The sequence below is a fragment of the Methylobacterium sp. J-026 genome (assembly GCF_022829585.1).
Taxonomy (GTDB): Bacteria; Pseudomonadota; Alphaproteobacteria; order Rhizobiales; family Beijerinckiaceae; genus Methylobacterium.
The window spans coordinates 93,526-109,769 of the sequence record NZ_JAKSYC010000054.1 but is presented as its reverse complement, the minus strand read 5'-3'; the positions used below and the strand labels follow the sequence as shown (position 1 = coordinate 109,769).

Genomic DNA, 16,244 nt, shown 5'->3' with positions numbered 1-16,244 from the left:
GCGGCTCGGCAACATCGACGCCAAGCGCGACTGGGGCCACGCCCGGGACTACGTGCAGGCGATGTGGCTGATGCTGCAGCAGGAGAAGCCGGACGATTACGTGATCGCCACCGGCCGCACGACGACGGTGCGGGACATGTGTGTGATCGCGTTCAAGCATGTCGGGCTGAATATCGACGACCACCTGGTGATCGACCCGGCCTTCTTCCGTCCGGCGGAGGTCGAGGTGCTGCTGGGCGACCCGGCCAAGGCGAAGGCGACCTTCGGATGGGCGGCGCAGACCAGCCTCGAGGATCTCATCACCGAGATGGTCGACGCCGACATCAAGCGCCTCAGCGCCAACGCCTGAACGCGCCCTCGCCGGCGGCGTCCCGCCGGTCCATATCGCGCGCATGTCCCATCGGAGACGCGCACCGTGAAGACCTATCAGCTCTACATCGACGGTCAGCACGTCGACCCGGTCGAGGGCGCGTGGTTCGAGTCGAACGATCCCTATCGTGGTGAGGCCTGGGCCCGCATTCCACGGGCGTCCCGGGCCGATGTCGACCGGGCCGTCGCCGCGGCCAAGCGCGCCATGTGGGATGGCCCCTGGGCGACCATGACCGCCTCGGCCCGGGGCAAGGTTCTGCGCCGGATCGGCGACCTCGTCGAGCGCGACGCGAAGGCCCTCGCCGAGGTCGAGGTCCGCGACAACGGCAAGCTGTTCGCCGAGATGTACGGCCAGACCCGCTACCAGCCGGAATGGTGGTGGTACTATGCCGGCCTCGCCGACAAGGTCGAGGGCGCGCAGATCCCGATCGACAAGCCGGAGACCTTCGCGTTCACCCGGCACGAACCGGTGGGCGTGGTCGGCGCCCTGACCGCCTGGAACTCTCCGCTCCTGTTCGTCGCCTGGAAATGCGCCCCGGCGCTGGCGGCGGGCTGCGCCGTCGTGGTGAAGCCCTCTGAATTCGCCTCCGCGAGCACGCTCGAATTCGCGCGCCTGACCAAGGAGGCCGGGCTCCCCGACGGGATGTTCAACGTCGTGACCGGCTTCGGCGGCGAGGCCGGCAGCGCCATCGTCGAGCACCCGGACGTCGCCAAGATCACCTTCACGGGTTCCGACGTGACCGGTGCGAAGGTCTACGAGGCGGCCGCCCGGCAGATCAAGCGCGTGTCCCTGGAGCTCGGCGGCAAGTCGCCCAACATCGTCTTCGCCGATGCCGACCTGAAGGCCGCCGCCGCGGGGGCGATCTCGGGCATCTTCGCCGCCACCGGCCAGACCTGCATCGCCGGATCGCGGCTGCTCGTGCAGAACAGCATCCGCGAGGCGTTCGTCGAGCGGCTGATCGCGCTGGCCCGAACCGCGAAGCTCGGCGACCCGATGCAGGCCGACACCCATATCGGCCCGATCACCACGCCGCCGCAGTATGCCAAAGTGCTCGACTACATCGCGCTCGCCAAGAGCGAGGGCGCGCGCTGCGTGTTCGGCGGAAACCCGGCCTCCGGGCCCGGGGTGATCGGCGGCCAGTTCGTCGAGCCGACGATCTTCATCGGCGTCACCAACGACATGCGGATCGCCCAGGAGGAGGTGTTCGGCCCGGTCCTGTCGATCATCGGGTTCGAGGACGAGGCGGAGGCGCTGCGGCTCGGCAACGACGTCATCTACGGGCTCGCCGCCGGCGTCTGGACCCAGGATATCGGCCGGGCCATGCGCATGTCGACGGGGCTGCGGGCCGGTACGGTCTGGGTGAATACCTACCGGGCCGTCAGCTACATGATGCCCTTCGGCGGCATGAAACACTCGGGCATCGGCCGCGAGAGCGGCGTCGAGTCGATCCGCGAGTTCCTGGAGACTAAGAGCGTCTGGATCTCCACGAGCCGCGATGCGCCGGAGAACCCGTTCGTCATGCGCTGAGGCGCGTGGCCGCGTCGCGACCCGGAGACCCGTCGCCCGACGCCGGCCCCGAGATTTGCGCTGGATCAAGGCCGCGATCTGCACGGTGCCCAGACTGCCTCCTCCGGGCCCGGATCGGGCCCCGAGGAGGTCGCCATGACCTACGCCAACATCCTGGTCTCCGTCGACTTCGCCGAGGGCGCGCCGGATCGCGTGCGCGTCGCCGCCGGTCTGGCTCACCGCTTCGACGCGCTGCTGACGGGGGTCGCCGCGGCCGATGCGCCGGTGCCGCTCTTCGCCCACGATGTCCGCGATGCGCACGCTCAATACGAGCGCGCCAGGGGCGAGATTCAGCGCGAGCTGGAACGGGCTCAGGGGTTGTTCGCCCGCTCCGCCGGGGAAGCGCCCCGTACGGCGTGGCGCGGGGGTGTCGACAGCCCGCTCGCCTACCTCGTCGAACAGGCGCGGGCCGCGGATCTGCTGGTGCTCGGCAGGTCCGACCCGACCGATCTCGACCCCGGCCCCCTGGGCATCCTGCCGGGGCCCGTTCTGATGGAGGCGGCCCGACCGGTCCTGGTGGTACCGCCCGACGTGGCCGACCTTCCGGCGCGCCGCATCGTCGTGGCCTGGAAGGATACGTCCGAAGCCCGCCGCGCCGTCTCGGGGGCGCTCCCCTTCATCCGGTCCGCCGAACAGGTCTTCGTCGCCTCCGTGGGCGACTGCGCCCGCTCGGAGGGCGCGCAGGACGTCACCGCACATCTGGCGCGCCACGGCGCCCCGGCGACCACCCACCTGCTGAGCGCTGCCGCGAGCGACGGTGCCGAGATCCTTCGGTTCGCCCGCCAGCAGGAGGCCGATCTCATCGTCATGGGCGCCTACGGCCATTCCCGACTGCGCGAGTGGGCCTTCGGCGGCGCGACGCGGGACGTCCTGAACACCGCGCCCATATGCTGCCTGATGGCGCACTGAAAGCCGGGCTCGGCCGGCGCGAGCCGACCCGGATCGACGCGCGGCCAGAACCCGGAACGATCAGGATCGCCTCGTGGCGCTGGAGACCGGGATGATCGGCGACGGTCTGGCGGCCCACCGATCGTTTCACCGTCACCGACCGCAATCCGGGCCGCGGAGGAAGGCCGCGACGGTCTCCTCGGCGCTGCGGCGGCCCGGGATGACAATCCGATCCGCCGCCACGCTTGATCTCTGCGCCGGCGCGGGCGTGAGACGCGCTCGGACGAGACGGCATCGCGCCGGTCGGAGCCGCGATGGATCGGCGGTCAGCCGGCAATCGGCAGCCGGCGTCAGGTCCTCCGCGGCGGCGTGCCCGCTCTTGACCCTCAGCCCCGCGGCGCGGATCCCCCGAGAGCCTCCGCGAGCTTCCCGATCCGTTCGGCCGCGCGGCCGATCCCCGCCGCGGCCCGCTCCGCATCGGTCGCCCTCCCCCGCTCGGCGGCCTCGGCGGCGATGCGCAACGCGGCCGCTTCCGTCTCCAGCGCGGCGAGCCGCCCGCGCAGCTCCGCCAGTTCGTCCGCGATCGTCAGCGCCGCCATCACCTGCAGCCGCATGTCGCCGATGGCGCCGAAATCCTTGCGCATTGCGCCGATGCGCCCGTCGAGCGTTTCGGCGAGCCCGGTGAGATGGGCTTCCTCGCCCTCCCCGCAGGCCATGCGGTAGGTGCGGCCGTCGATGGTCACGTTGATCTGCGGCACGGGCGGCTCCGATCGGCGTTCCGGATGGCGCGGACGCCGGATCAGGATCGCCCGAGGACATCCTGGACGGTCTCGATCGCCCGGTCGAGGCGGTGCCCGACCGCGCCGGTCGTGGCGGTGACCTGCGCGAGCCGGGCGCTCGCCGCGTCGAGGGCGGCGGCGAGGCGAGCCCGATCCTCGTCCATCAGGGCGAGTTCGGCATCCCGGTCGTCCGGCTGGGCGGCGGTGGCCAGCCGGTGCTGAACGACGGCATCCATGCGGTTCACGGCTGCTTCCAGCCGGGCGAGCGCCTCGTCGATTACGCTGGTTTCGGTCCCGTCGGCCATGGTCTTTCGTCCGTTCCGACCCGAAGCTTTCCGTCGAATGCCGCCGGAATTCCAGCGCAAAGTAACGTCCGAGCCCGGGATCCCCCGGCCCGGCCAGTCGAGCCCGAAGAACCCTGTTTATTCGTCGGTGGATCGAAGGTCTTTGTCACGGCCGCGCGTTTGACAGGTCGGGGTGCCATGTTAGACAGCCGCGCGCTCCCGAAAAGGACCGCGCGAGACATGCCGGATCGTCGGTCCGAGACAGTCCCGAGGCACCGTGCGCTCCGACGATCGCGGGCGGCGAAGCCCGGCCTCTCCCGGCCCGGTTCATCGCTGGTTCAAACCCGCACGCCCAGATCCGCCCGGCTGGGACGGCACGGAGGCGGGGAACCGAGATCCCCCGCGGGCCGCGCCCATGGTTAGTGAGGCGCGGTGGGAGCCGCATCAGGTGAAGGAGTGACGCCGTGACGAAGGTTGCCATCAACGGGTTCGGACGCATCGGCCGCAACGTCCTGCGGGCGATTGCGGAAGCCGGCCGCACGGACATCGAGGTCGTGGCGATCAACGATCTCGGCCCGGTGGAGACCAACGCCCACCTGCTCCGCTTCGATTCCGTCCACGGCCGGTTCCCGGGCGAGGTCGCGGTCGACGGCGAGTTCCTGGTGGTCAACGGCAAGCGGATCAAGGTGACGGCGGTGCGCAACCCGGCCGAGCTGCCGCACCGGGATCTGGGCGTCGACATCGCGCTGGAATGCACCGGCATCTTCACCTCGAAGGACAAGGCCAAGGCCCACCTCGACGCCGGCGCCAAGCGCGTCCTCGTCTCCGCCCCCGCCGACGGCGCCGACCTGACGGTGGTCTACGGCGTCAACCACGACAAGCTCACGGCCGAGCATCTCGTCGTGTCGAACGCCTCCTGCACCACCAACTGCCTGGCGCCCGTCGCCCAGGTTCTGGACGCGGCGGTGGGCATCGAGCGTGGCTTCATGACCACGATCCACTCCTACACCAACGACCAGCCGTCGCTGGATCAGATGCACAAGGATCTCTATCGGGGCCGTGCCGCCGCGCTCTCGATGATCCCGACCTCGACCGGCGCCGCCAAGGCCGTGGGCCTCGTGCTGCCGGAGCTGAAGGGCAAGCTCGACGGGACCGCGATCCGCGTGCCGACCCCGAACGTCTCGGCGGTGGACCTCGTGTTCACGGCCAAGCGCGCGACCTCGGTCCAGGAGATCAACGACGCGATCAAGGCCGCCGCCGCAGGCCCGCTCAAGGGCGTGCTCGGCGTCACCGACCGGCCGAACGTCTCGATCGACTTCAACCACGATCCGCATTCGTCGACCTTCCACCTCGACCAGACCAAGGTCATGGACGGCACCTTCGTGCGCATCCTGTCGTGGTACGACAACGAGTGGGGCTTCTCGAACCGCATGGCAGACACCGCCGTGGCGATGGCCAAACTCCTCTGAGGCGGCTTGCGGGCGGCCGTCGTCCCATGACAGGACGGCGGCCGCCCGCCCGATCGGGCGGTCTCACCTCGAACCGGGGACTCTCCAGGGATGACCGACGCTTCGCAGGGTCCGTCGAGCGGGCCGAATGCCGTGCCGCCTGCCCCGAGGCCGGCGCCGCCGCCCGCCGTAGCCGCCACGCCCGCACCGTCGCAGGCGCTTCCGGCCAACCAGCTCTTCGATCAGCTCGCCCGGATCGAGGACAAATGCTCCCGGATCGAGGACAAGTACGCCCGCTCCGAGGCGCTCCTGTCGCGCGTCGAGGATAAGGTCGAGAACGCCTCCAGCCGGATGAACGAGGCCGCGCGGCAATCCGACCTGGCGGCCCTGCGCACGGAGATGCGGGGGCTCGCCGAGCGGACCCGGCGCCTGCCGGGGACCGGTGCGCTGGTCCTCACCGCGGTGATCACCGCGATTTTGACCGTCGCGCTGATGATCGCCGTGCAGCGGCTGAACCTCGACCGCCTGCTGCAGCAGCGCGCCCAGATCGGGACGACCGTCCAGTAACCCCATCCACCGAAACAGGACCGCATGAGCGCCTTCCGCACCCTCGACGATGCCGGCTCCCTGAGGGGCAAGCGGGTCCTGATGCGCGTCGACCTGAACGTGCCCATGGAGAACGGGCGCGTCACCGACGCGACCCGGATCGAGCGCGTGGCTCCGACGATCCGCGAAGTCGCCGAACAGGGCGCCAAGGTGATCCTGCTCGCCCATTTCGGCCGGCCGAAGGGCAAGCGCGAGCCGAAGGATTCCCTGGAGCCGGTTGTGCCGGCGCTCGGCGCGGCCCTCGGGCGGAAGGTCGCGTTCGCGTCCGACTGCATCGGCGAGGCGGCCGCGAAGGCGGTGTCGGACCTGCAGGACGGCGACGTGCTGCTCCTGGAGAACACCCGCTACCATGCCGGCGAGGAGAAGAACGACCCGGCCTTCGCGGATGCGCTGGCGGCGAACGGCGACGTCTACGTCAACGAGGCCTTCTCGGCGGCGCATCGCGCGCACGCCTCGACCGAGGGGCTGGCGCACCGCCTCCCGGCCTATGCCGGCCGCGAGATGCAGGCCGAGCTCGAAGCCCTGACCAAGGGCCTGGAATCGCCGCAGCGGCCGGTGATCGCGCTGGTCGGCGGCGCCAAGGTGTCGTCCAAGATCGATCTTCTGGAAAACCTCGTCGCCAAGGTCGACATGCTGGTGATCGGCGGCGGCATGGCCAACACCTTCCTGCATGCGCAGGGCAAGGCCGTGGGCAAGTCCCTGTGCGAGAAGGACCTCGCCGAGACCGCCCATCGCATCCTGGCGGCGGCGGACAAGGCCGGCTGCCGGATCATCCTGCCGGTGGATGCCGTCGCGGCCACCGAATTCAAGGCCCAGGCCCCGCACGAGACCGTCCCGGTTGATGCGGTGCCGGAGTCCAGCATGATCCTCGATGCCGGCCCGCGCTCGGTCGCGGAGATCGACGCCGCCATCGACGAGGCCAAGACCCTGGTCTGGAACGGTCCGCTCGGGGCCTTCGAACTCGCGCCCTTCGACGCCGCCACGGTGGCCGCCGCCCGGCATGCCGCGGCACGCACGAAGGCCGGGCAACTGGTCTCGGTGGCCGGCGGCGGCGACACGGTCGCGGCGCTCAACCATGCGGGCGTGGCCGGCGACTTCACCTACGTGTCGACGGCGGGCGGGGCTTTCCTCGAATGGCTGGAGGGCAAGGCGCTCCCCGGCGTCGAGGCGCTTCGAGTGACGGGCTGAGCGCGGCGGCGGTGCTCTCCTACTCCGCGGCGCCCGCCATATCTATGATAGCGCCCGTGGCCAGCGTGGGGGCGAGTCGATGCGTGACACCGTCGAAAGCGCGACGTTCGAGATCCTGACGGGCATCCAGGCGAGCCTCGCCCAGGTGCCGGTCCGTTCCGATAGGCTCGAGACGCGGATGGGGAATTGCGAGACGCGCAGGGAGGGCTTGGAGGCAGGCCTGCGCAACGACCGGCGCAACGCAGCCGGCATGCCCCTGATGATGCGTGCCACGGCCGGCGATTTCGCCGCGCGGGTCAGCGAGGTCGAGGAGCGCGTCGCGGCTCTCGAGACCCGCGCCAGCTGAGGGGTGGCGCGGACCGAACACGCCGTTCGCGACATCCGTCAGCATTCAGAAGCGAAGCTCTCGGATGCGCGATACGATAAGAGCGCCCTGAGATCTTGAAGTCGCCGTCGGCGATCGAGCACACCACCAAACGGCAAACGGGAAGACAGTCACGATGGCACGCATCACCCTCCGGCAGCTCCTCGATCACGCCGCTGAGTACGAGTACGGCGTGCCGGCCTTCAACCTGAACAACATGGAGCAGGGTCTCGCCATCATGGCGGCGGCCGATGCCACGGATTCCCCCGTGATCCTCCAGGCCAGCCGCGGCGCCCGCGCCTATGCCAACGACGTGGTGCTGGCCAAGCTGATCGACGGCCTCGTCGAGATCTACCCGCACATCCCGGTCTGCATGCATCTCGACCACGGCAACAACGAAGCCACCTGCGCCACCGCGATCCAGTACGGCTTCACCTCGGTGATGATGGACGGGTCCCTGAAGGCCGACGGCAAGACCCCGGCCGACTACAACTACAACGTCGAGATCACCCGCAACGTCACCAAGATGGCCCATTGGGCCGGCGTCTCGGTGGAGGGCGAGTTGGGCGTGCTCGGCTCCCTGGAGAGCGGCCAGGGCGAGGCCGAGGACGGTCACGGTGCCGAGGGCACGCTCAGCCACGACCAGCTCCTGACCGATCCGGACGAGGCGGTGAAGTTCGTCGAGGCGACCCAGGTCGACGCGCTGGCGGTGGCGATGGGCACGAGCCACGGCGCCTACAAGTTCACCCGCCAGCCCGATGGCGACGTGCTGGCGATGAACGTGATCGAGGAGATCCACCGCCGCCTGCCGAACACACACCTCGTGATGCACGGCTCGTCCTCGGTCCCGCAGGATCTGCAGGACATCATCAACCAGCACGGCGGCCAGATGAAGCCGACCTGGGGCGTCCCGGTCGAGGAGATCCAGCGCGGCATCAAGCACGGCGTGCGCAAGATCAACATCGACACCGACAACCGCATGGCGATGACCGGCCAGATCCGGAAGGTGCTCACCGAGAACCCGTCCGAGTTCGATCCGCGCAAGTATCTGAAGCCCGCCATGGAGGCGATGACGAAGCTGTGCAAACAGCGCTTCGAGGAATTCGGCACCGCCGGCCAGGGCGCGAAGATCCGGCCGATCTCGGTCGCCGAGATGGCCAAGCGCTATGCCAGCGGCGCCCTGGATCCGAAGATCGGCGCCCGCTGAGAGCGCTCAGATCCTCGCCATGAGCAATCTTTCGCGTCTCGCCCTCCTCGGGCCACACGGCCTCGACGCCGACGGCATGGACGAATTCGTGTCGGCCCTGAAGGCGGCCTGCGGGGCCGGCGACGTCGCCGCCGTGATCCTGCGGCTCGCCTCCGGCGACGAGCGCGGGCTGACCGCCCGCGTCAAGCAGGTCGCGCCGGTGGCGCAGGAAAACGGGGCCGCCCTGGTGGTGGCCTGTCCGGGCTTCACCGGCGATCTCGCCGCGGTGGCGATCCGCGGGGGCGCCGACGGCATCCACGTTGACAAACCCCGGGACCTCAAGGCGTTGCGGGATCGGCTGCGCGACGGGCGGATCCTGGGCGCCGGGGGCCTCGAGACCAAGCACGGCGCCATGGAGGCCGGCGAGGCGGGCGTCGATTACCTGATGTTCGGCGGGCTCTATCCGGACGGCGTCGCGCCAGACCCGGAAACGGTACTGGCGCGCGTCTCCTGGTGGGCGGAGATCTTCGAGACACCGTGCATCGCCGTGGCGGCGAACGCCGACGCGATCGGTCCGCTATCGGCCACGGGGGCGGAGTTCGTCGGGCTCGAGAGCGGGCTCTGGCTGCAAGACGCCACTTTCGTCGGCCGCGCGCGGCAGGCGCTCCAGCAGGCGCCCGCGCAATGAGGCGGGTGACAGGTCCGGCGATGGCCCTCGCCGTCGCGCTGGCGGCGCTGCCGGCCTGGGCAGCCGCGGGGCCGACCGACCCATCGAAGAGCGCCACGCCGCTGCCCGGATCGTCCGGCGCCACGCCCGGCCAGAAGGCGATGCCGGAGCTGCCGAGCCCGTACACGCCGAATTACACACGGGGTGCCGTACCGCCGTCCAATGGCCAGCCGCCGGATTTCGCCTACGGGGCGTATCAGCGTGGGCAATACGTGACCGCCTTCCGGGAGGCGACCAAGCGCATCGAGGCGAATCCCAAGGATGCCGCCGCGATGACGCTCCTCGGCGAGTTGTACAATCAGGGCCTCGGCGTGAAGCAGGATCCGGTCAAGGCGGCCGAGTGGTACAAGGTCGCCGCGGCTCAAAACGACGCCGCCGCCATGTCGTCCCTCGGTCTGATGGCCCTCGACGGGCGCGGCATGCCCAAGGACATCAAGGCGGGCCGCCACTGGCTGGAACAGGCCACCGCCCAGGGCTCGCCCACAGCGGCGTACAATCTCGGCCTGATCCTGATCGGCACGGGGTCCGCGGCCGACGAGTCCGCCGCGGTCGCGCAGTTTCGCAAGGCTGCCGATGCCGAGATCGGGCCGGCTCAGCACGATCTCGGCGTGCTCTACCTGCAGGGGCGCGGCGTGCCGAAGGATCCCAGCAAGGCGGCGGCCTGGTTCCGGCGCGGCGCCGACAACGGCGATCTCGCCAGCGAGATCGAGTACGCCATCCTGCTGTTCAACGGGACCGGCGTGACCAAGGACGAGCGCTCGGCCGCCCGCTACTTCCTGCACGCGGCCTCGCGGGGGAACGCCATCGCGCAAAATCGCATCGCGCGGCTCTACGCAGTCGGGCGCGGCGTCGCGAAGAACACCGTGGAGGCGGCGGCCTGGAACCTCGCCGCGGCGGGCCAGGGGCTGTCCGACGCGTGGCTCGACCAAACGCTGTCCGGTCTCTCCGCCGAGGAGCGCAACCGTGCCGAGCGTCTGGCCAACGAGCGCGTCGAGCAGCGCTGAGCGTCTACAATCCGGCCTTCGACCAATCGACACCGGCCTCGAGCTCCGGCAGCAGGACCACGCTCTCCTGTTCGTTGGGATCGGTCCGGGCGATCACCGCCGTGACCGGCTCGGTCTGGCTGCGATTGTAGGGCAGGTGCGGGACGTCGGCGGCGATGTAGACGAACTCGCCGGCGCCCGCGATCGCGTGATGCTCCAGGTGCTGGCCCCAGAAGCAGCCCGACACGCCGGACAGGACGTGGATCGCCGTCTCGTGCGATTCGTGCTTGTGCGCGTGGGCGCGCTCGCCGGGCGGGATCTCCAGAAGCTGCATGTGCAGCGCCCTTGCGCCGACCGCTTCGGCCGAGATGGCCGGCCGATAGAGGTGTCCCTGCTTGCCGCGGAACGGCGCACTCTCGCGCACCACGCGCAAGCCGGCCTGCGGTTTGTCCGAACCGGAACTCATGGACTCTTCCCCACCTGAAAGGCGGAATCGACCGGGATCTGCATGCCGGTGACCAGCGCGTTAGTCTGATTCGCCATGCCGACCACCGCCAGGAACTCGCCGTGCTGCGCGGAGGTCAAGCCCTTCGCCCGCGCCGCGGCCGTGTGCGAGTGGATGCAGTAGGGGCAGCCATTGGCGATCGAGACCGCGATATAGACCAGTTCCTTGGTCAGCGGATCGAGCGTCCCGGGGCCCATGACGGCCTTGAGACTGGTCCAGGTCCGCTCCAGCAGGGCGGGATCGTGGGCCAATCCACGCCAGAAGTTGTTGATGAAGTCCGATCCACGGGTCGCCCGGATGTCGGCGAAGATCGCGCGCACCCGCGGATCCGCCTCGGCTTCGGCATCGCTCACCAGCGTCACGGTCGCCATGGCCTTCGCCTCCGTCAGAGCTTGCAGGCGCCTTCGAGGGCGCGGTTCTCGGCATCCGAGAACAGGCGCGAGCGGATATGGAAGCGCTTTTCGCGCCCGTTCTCCAGCGAGAACATGCCGCCGCGGCCGGGCACGACGTCGAGCATCAGATGCGTGTGCTTCCAGACCGCGAACTGCGACCGGCTGATGTAGAAATCCGCCCCGCCGACCTGGCCGAGATGGACATCGCCGTCGCCGACGAGGAAGTCGCCGACCGGATAGCACATCGGCGAGGAGCCATCGCAGCAGCCGCCGGATTGATGGAACATCACCGGTCCGTATTCCGAGCGGAGCTCCTCGATGAGGCCCAGCGCTTTCGGGGTCGCGGTGACACGCAGCGGCGTGCCGTCGGCGCCGACCTGCTCCGCGGTCGTGGCTTCGATCCTGGCATCAAGGCTCATGGTGTCCTCCCCGGTCTCACCGTTGATATGCGTGCGCGGCCCGGGATTTCCATATTCGCCCGGGACCGACGGCCAAGCTGGTGCCGGATCCGCCTCCGCCGCGTTGCTCGCCGAGGATGCGCCTTTTGGGGCGAAACGGAGAGCCTGACCGGCTGATCGACACCATGACGCAACGAACTGCCGCCACCTGTCTGGCCCTCGTCCTCGCCGCGCTCGTGGCGGGCCCGGCCGGTGCCGATCCGCTGACGCTGCGCGTCCAGCCGCGCACCCAGCCGCTGTTTCTCCAGCACGCGTGGCGCGTCGCCGGAAACCCGAACGTCACCCCCGACAATCCGATGGGTGTCGTCGGCTGGGACGGGCCGCCCGACGACGTGCCGAGCGTGAGCGCCGATGCCGGCCCCATGCCGCCCGGCTCCATCGCCAATGCGCCCGTCGAGGGCTTCGGGTACGGCGTCGATTGATCCCCCGCCTCGCCCTGCTGTTTGCCCTGCTGGCCGGCGCCCCCGTCCTGGCGCGCGAGGATGTCAACGCGCCGGCGCGGGAGGCCGAACTGCGGACCTGCCTGACGCACATCGACTGGATCGCGCCCCCCGACGCCGCGATCGCGGATCGGGCGACCTTCTGCGGCTGCTATGCCGACGGGGCGGTGAAGGAGCGCCTCTGGGAACTCGAGAAGGCCGAGGCCAATGCCGGCGAGGACGTCCGGCAGCCGGTGGCGGACCGCACCATCCGGCTGCACGACCGGAAATCGGCCGCCATCGCCGCCGCCTGCCTCAGGCGGTGAACCCGGTGCGGCTCGACAAAAAGCCCCGGCCGCGAGGCCGGGGCTAAGGTGTCTCGGGGGGTAACCCGGGCAGAAGCTCAGAAGAACCCGAGCTTCTTGGCCGAGTAGCTCACCAGCATGTTCTTGGTCTGCTGGTAGTGATCGAGCATCATCTTGTGCGTCTCGCGGCCGATGCCGGACTGCTTGTAGCCGCCGAAGGCCGCGTGGGCCGGATAGGCGTGGTAGCAGTTCGTCCAGACGCGGCCCGCCTGGATCGCCCGGCCGAAGCGGTAGGCCCGGGTCCCGTCACGGGTCCAGATCCCGGCGCCGAGGCCGTACAGCGTGTCGTTGGCGATCGAGAGCGCGTCGGCATCGTCCTTGAAGGTCGTGACCGAGAGGACCGGCCCGAAGATCTCCTCCTGGAAGATGCGCATCTTGTTGTGGCCGCGGAACACGGTCGGCTTCACGTAGAAGCCCTCAGCGAACTCGCCGTCCTTGACGTTGCGCTCGCCGCCGGTGAGCAGCTGCGCGCCCTCCTGCTTGCCGATGTCGATGTAGGAGAGGATCTTCTCCATCTGCTCGCCCGAAGCCTGGGCGCCGATCATCGTGGCGGGATCGAGCGGCGAGCCCTGCGTGATCGCCTCGACGCGCTTGACCGCCCGCTCCATGAAGCGGTCGTAGATCGATTCGTGGACCAGCGCCCGGCTCGGACAGGTGCAGACCTCGCCCTGGTTGAGGGCGAACATGGTGAAGCCTTCGAGCGCCTTGTCGAAGAAGTCGTCGTCCTCGTTGGCGACATCCGCGAAGAAGATGTTCGGTGACTTGCCGCCGAGCTCCAGCGTCACCGGGATCAGGTTCTGCGACGCGTATTGCATGATAAGGCGGCCGGTGGTCGTCTCACCCGTGAACGCGATCTTGGCGATGCGCGGGCTCGAGGCGAGCGGCTTGCCCGCTTCCAGGCCGAAGCCGTTGACCACGTTCAGGACGCCCGGCGGCAGCAGGTCGCCGATGATCTCCATCAGCACCAGGATCGAGGCCGGCGTCTGCTCGGCGGGCTTGAGCACCACGCAATTGCCGGCGGCGAGCGCCGGGGCGAGCTTCCACACCGCCATCAGGATCGGGAAGTTCCACGGGATGATCTGGCCGACGACGCCCAGCGGCTCGTGGAAGTGGTAGGCGACCGTGTCGTGGTCGATCTCGGAGATCGAGCCCTCCTGCGCCCGCACGCAGCCGGCGAAGTAACGGAAATGGTCGATGGCCAGCGGGATGTCGGCGTTGATCGTCTCACGGATCGGCTTGCCGTTATCCCAGGTCTCGGCGAGCGCGAGCAGATCGAGGTTCTCCTCCATCCGGTCGGCCATCTTGTTGAGGATCCGGGCGCGCTCGGCCGGCGCGGTGCGGCCCCAGGCCTCCTTGGCGGCGTGGGCGGCGTCCAGCGCCTTGTCGACGTCCTGAGCGTCCGAGCGGGCGACCTCGCAGATCACCTTGCCGGTGATCGGCGAGGTGTTCTCGAAATAGCGCCCGGCCGTGGGAGCGACCCACTGGCCGCCGATGAAGTTCTCGTAACGGGCCGAGAACGGCGACCTGATCTTGGCGTCGCCGAGGAATTCCGGCTTGTTCATCGCTCTGTTCCTCCATTGGCCCCGGCCTCGCGAACCGCGGCTCTTTGGCTTCAGCTGGCGTTCGTGCGACCCTCGCGTCGGACCGCATCCGCTTCCGCTCTGATCGCAGCCAATGGCTTTTGGCCTGTCGAATCAAGGTGGACTTTTGGCCAGTGTGCGAGCGTGCCGAGTCTACGCTGTTCTTGTCCCGACCGCGAGGGGACAACGCGGCGCCCGATGAAGACCATTGCAACGGGCCGTTTTCGCGCGCTGTACCGCGAGCCGGCCCGTCTCGATCGCGGGGCCGATATGATTGCGGACCTGTCGGGCCATCAGCGCAGGAGTGCGAGCGGCAGGTCCAGGGCGGCGAGCGGCAGGGCCGCCAGGGCCGCGGCCCGGAGCCAGGTGGGACGATAGGCAATCAGCGCCACCACGGCCAGCGCCGATCCCGTGAGCGAGCCGATCCACTGCACCGGTCCGAAGCTCCATCCGGCGGAGGCGACGGCGGCCGCGAAGGACAGGGCGAGCCCCGCCCAGCCGACCGCACGCAGGCCGCCGACCCGCTTTCCGCGCATCGGGGTGCGGAAGACCGCGCGGTGATGCCGGTCCAGGCTGAGCGCGAGGGCGGCGAAGCCTGAGAAGCCCAGGAGCAAGGACAGGACGAGGGCCGGGATGGTCACGCTTCGGCCGCCCTGTGCAGGATCGCCCTGGTCCGGTTCTGTCTCGGCCGGGCTGTCAGCCGCGCCCCGACGGCGAGCAGCAGACCCAGACCCGCCATGGCTGCGTCGAAGCCCAGGAAGCGGACCTCGCCCACGGTCAGGGCATCGACCCCGGGGATCGCCAGGAACGCGAATGCGGGCACGATGAGGGCGAGGGGCCAGGCCCGGGCCCGGGGATAGAGTGCGGACGCGATGGCCGCGAGGATCCAGGCGGCGAAGAAGCCGCGCACCTCCCACTCCGCCCGCCCATCGAGATCAACCGGCAAGAGGCGGTTGGCGAGGAGATAGGCGCCGAGCCCGGCGGGAAGACCCGCGATGGTGCCAAGGTTTAAGACGCGGACGAGGCGCAGGCCGAAGCCATCCGGATCGGCCCCCTTCGGAGCCCGTGCGACGGTCCACAGAACCAGGCCCGTCGCCACGGTGGCGGCACCCATGAGGCCGCAGAGGAAGAACAGCAGGCGCAGGGGCGCGGCCGCGAAATGCGCTTCGTGAAGGCCGACCATCACGGCGCCGGTCCGCGTGGCCGCCCCGGCCTCCCCGATGCGCCCGATCTCGGCGCCCGTCGCCGCGTCGTAGGCGATCTGTGGGTGGAGATGGGCGAGCCCCGGCGGCTCCTCGAAATAGGCGGTGACGGTCGCAGCGGCATCGCCGGGCCCGGAGACCATGACGACTTCGGGCGTCTGCCCGGTCGCGGCGATCGCCCGCGCTACGATCTCGCCGAGGGGCAGCGCCGTGCCGGGCCGCCCGGCCGGTGGCCGACCCGCGATCATGAGACCGGCTTCCGCGTAATAGCGCAATCCGTTGCCCTGATACGCCGTCAGGACCGGCCAGGGCATCAGCATCGATGAGAGGGTGACGAGGCCCGTATAGACGATCATGAGGTGGAACGGCAGCGCGAGAACCCCCACGACGTTATGGGCGTCGAGCCAGCCGCGCTGCGCCGAGCGGTCCCGCCGGAAGGTGAAGAAATCGGCGAAGATCCGCCGATGGGTCACGATGCCGGTGACGAGGGCGATCAGCAGGACCATCGCGCAGGCGGAGACGATCCAGCGTCCCCAGATCGGGGGCAGGTTCAATTCGAAATGGAACCGATAGAGGAAGTCGCCGCCGCGGCTGTCCCGGACCTTCGACCGTTCGCCCGTCGAGGGATCGAGCAGCGCGTGATGAAATGGCCCCCCGGGGCTCTGCCACCAATAGACCTCGACCGCCGGGTTCTCGGCATTGGGCGGTCTGACCGACCAGCCCATGGCGTCCGGCATCGTCTTCCGAAGGAATGCACCCGCGCTCGTCGCCGCGGCGACGGGATCGGACACCGCCTCCGACAGTTCTGGCCGCATCCAGCTCGAGATTTCGGGGCGGTAATAGCTGGCGGTTCCGGTCACGAAGATCGCGAACAGCACCCAGCCGACCACGAGGCCGGACCACGTGTGCAGCCACGCCATCGACTGGCGGACGC

Annotated in this window: 20 protein-coding genes; 12 read left to right on the top strand and 8 right to left on the bottom strand. The window is 69.6% G+C overall.

Features of this window, described 5'->3' with window-relative positions:
• The 3 genes from MKK69_RS04050 to MKK69_RS04040 form a co-directional block, all read left to right on the top strand.
• A partial coding sequence (locus MKK69_RS04050; protein WP_243965969.1) for a GDP-mannose 4,6-dehydratase occupies window positions 1–349 on the top strand: 349 nt, incomplete at its 5' end.
• 66 nt (window positions 350–415) lie between these two features.
• Window positions 416–1,897 carry an aldehyde dehydrogenase gene (locus tag MKK69_RS04045; RefSeq protein ID WP_243965966.1) on the top strand — a complete coding sequence of 494 codons (1,482 nt, stop codon included), beginning with the start codon at window positions 416–418 and terminating at the stop codon, window positions 1,895–1,897.
• A gap of 135 nt (window positions 1,898–2,032) precedes the next feature.
• Window positions 2,033–2,845, top strand: coding sequence for a universal stress protein (locus MKK69_RS04040; RefSeq protein WP_243965964.1), 813 nt, complete (start codon window positions 2,033–2,035; stop codon window positions 2,843–2,845).
• A 365-nt stretch (window positions 2,846–3,210) separates the two neighbouring features.
• Here the strand turns inward: MKK69_RS04040 and MKK69_RS04035 are convergent, their stop codons facing one another.
• Window positions 3,211–3,582 (bottom strand): cell division protein ZapA, encoded by a 372-nt coding sequence (locus MKK69_RS04035; RefSeq protein ID WP_243965963.1) that lies wholly within the window; start codon window positions 3,580–3,582, stop codon window positions 3,211–3,213.
• Between the two features lie 41 nt (window positions 3,583–3,623).
• Window positions 3,624–3,908 carry a DUF4164 family protein gene (locus MKK69_RS04030; RefSeq protein WP_243965956.1) on the bottom strand — a complete coding sequence of 95 codons (285 nt, stop codon included), beginning with the start codon at window positions 3,906–3,908 and terminating at the stop codon, window positions 3,624–3,626.
• Between the two features lie 443 nt (window positions 3,909–4,351).
• Here MKK69_RS04030 and gap point away from each other — a divergent pair, with 443 nt between their 5' ends.
• The 7 genes from gap (at window position 4,352) to MKK69_RS03995 (ending at window position 10,410) form a co-directional block, all read left to right on the top strand.
• A complete protein-coding gene (gene gap / locus MKK69_RS04025) occupies window positions 4,352–5,356 on the top strand; it encodes a type I glyceraldehyde-3-phosphate dehydrogenase (RefSeq protein ID WP_243965954.1) in 1,005 nt (334 codons plus the stop codon).
• A gap of 90 nt (window positions 5,357–5,446) precedes the next feature.
• Window positions 5,447–5,902, top strand: coding sequence for a hypothetical protein (locus tag MKK69_RS04020; RefSeq protein ID WP_243965952.1), 456 nt, complete (start codon window positions 5,447–5,449; stop codon window positions 5,900–5,902).
• A 24-nt stretch (window positions 5,903–5,926) separates the two neighbouring features.
• Window positions 5,927–7,129 (top strand): phosphoglycerate kinase, encoded by a 1,203-nt coding sequence (locus tag MKK69_RS04015; protein WP_243965951.1) that lies wholly within the window; start codon window positions 5,927–5,929, stop codon window positions 7,127–7,129.
• Window positions 7,130–7,208: 79 nt separating this feature from the next.
• Window positions 7,209–7,475 (top strand): hypothetical protein, encoded by a 267-nt coding sequence (locus MKK69_RS04010; RefSeq protein WP_243965949.1) that lies wholly within the window; start codon window positions 7,209–7,211, stop codon window positions 7,473–7,475.
• 154 nt (window positions 7,476–7,629) lie between these two features.
• Entirely contained in the window at window positions 7,630–8,700 is a 1,071-nt protein-coding gene (fba, locus tag MKK69_RS04005; protein ID WP_243965947.1) for a class II fructose-bisphosphate aldolase, read from the top strand.
• Between the two features lie 19 nt (window positions 8,701–8,719).
• Window positions 8,720–9,367, top strand: coding sequence for a thiamine phosphate synthase (locus MKK69_RS04000; protein WP_243965943.1), 648 nt, complete (start codon window positions 8,720–8,722; stop codon window positions 9,365–9,367).
• Window positions 9,368–9,387: 20 nt separating this feature from the next.
• Window positions 9,388–10,410, top strand: a complete 1,023-nt coding sequence (locus MKK69_RS03995) for a tetratricopeptide repeat protein (RefSeq protein WP_243965940.1) — start codon at window positions 9,388–9,390, stop codon at window positions 10,408–10,410.
• Window positions 10,411–10,414: 4 nt separating this feature from the next.
• Here MKK69_RS03995 and MKK69_RS03990 read toward each other — a convergent pair whose 3' ends face one another.
• The 3 genes from MKK69_RS03990 to MKK69_RS03980 are packed head-to-tail and all read right to left on the bottom strand — an operon-like array spanning window position 10,415 to window position 11,705.
• Window positions 10,415–10,855 carry a cupin domain-containing protein gene (locus MKK69_RS03990; RefSeq protein WP_243965938.1) on the bottom strand — a complete coding sequence of 147 codons (441 nt, stop codon included), beginning with the start codon at window positions 10,853–10,855 and terminating at the stop codon, window positions 10,415–10,417.
• Window positions 10,852–11,265 (bottom strand): carboxymuconolactone decarboxylase family protein, encoded by a 414-nt coding sequence (locus MKK69_RS03985; protein WP_243965936.1) that lies wholly within the window; start codon window positions 11,263–11,265, stop codon window positions 10,852–10,854. Before MKK69_RS03985 ends, MKK69_RS03990 begins: the two co-directional genes overlap by 4 nt.
• Before the next feature lie 14 nt (window positions 11,266–11,279).
• Window positions 11,280–11,705 (bottom strand): DUF779 domain-containing protein, encoded by a 426-nt coding sequence (locus MKK69_RS03980; protein WP_243965933.1) that lies wholly within the window; start codon window positions 11,703–11,705, stop codon window positions 11,280–11,282.
• A 164-nt stretch (window positions 11,706–11,869) separates the two neighbouring features.
• On the opposite strand from MKK69_RS03980, the gene MKK69_RS03975 reads away from it, so the two are divergent.
• Entirely contained in the window at window positions 11,870–12,166 is a 297-nt protein-coding gene (locus MKK69_RS03975; protein WP_243965926.1) for a hypothetical protein, read from the top strand.
• Window positions 12,163–12,489, top strand: a complete 327-nt coding sequence (locus MKK69_RS03970; RefSeq protein WP_243965924.1) for a hypothetical protein — start codon at window positions 12,163–12,165, stop codon at window positions 12,487–12,489. The genes MKK69_RS03975 and MKK69_RS03970 overlap by 4 nt, the downstream gene beginning before the upstream one ends.
• Window positions 12,490–12,566: 77 nt before the next feature.
• Here the strand turns inward: MKK69_RS03970 and adh are convergent, their stop codons facing one another.
• The 3 genes from adh to MKK69_RS03955 all read right to left on the bottom strand — a co-directional run bounded on the left by adh (window position 12,567) and on the right by MKK69_RS03955 (window position 16,230).
• Window positions 12,567–14,090: an aldehyde dehydrogenase gene (gene adh, locus MKK69_RS03965; RefSeq protein WP_243965922.1), complete on the bottom strand. Its 1,524-nt coding sequence runs from the start codon at window positions 14,088–14,090 to the stop codon at window positions 12,567–12,569.
• 311 nt (window positions 14,091–14,401) lie between these two features.
• Window positions 14,402–14,749 carry a DUF3325 domain-containing protein gene (locus tag MKK69_RS03960; RefSeq protein WP_243965921.1) on the bottom strand — a complete coding sequence of 116 codons (348 nt, stop codon included), beginning with the start codon at window positions 14,747–14,749 and terminating at the stop codon, window positions 14,402–14,404.
• Window positions 14,746–16,230, bottom strand: a complete 1,485-nt coding sequence (locus tag MKK69_RS03955) for a PepSY-associated TM helix domain-containing protein (RefSeq protein WP_243965995.1) — start codon at window positions 16,228–16,230, stop codon at window positions 14,746–14,748. The genes MKK69_RS03960 and MKK69_RS03955 overlap by 4 nt, the downstream gene beginning before the upstream one ends.
• Between the last annotated feature and the right edge of the window lie 14 nt (window positions 16,231–16,244).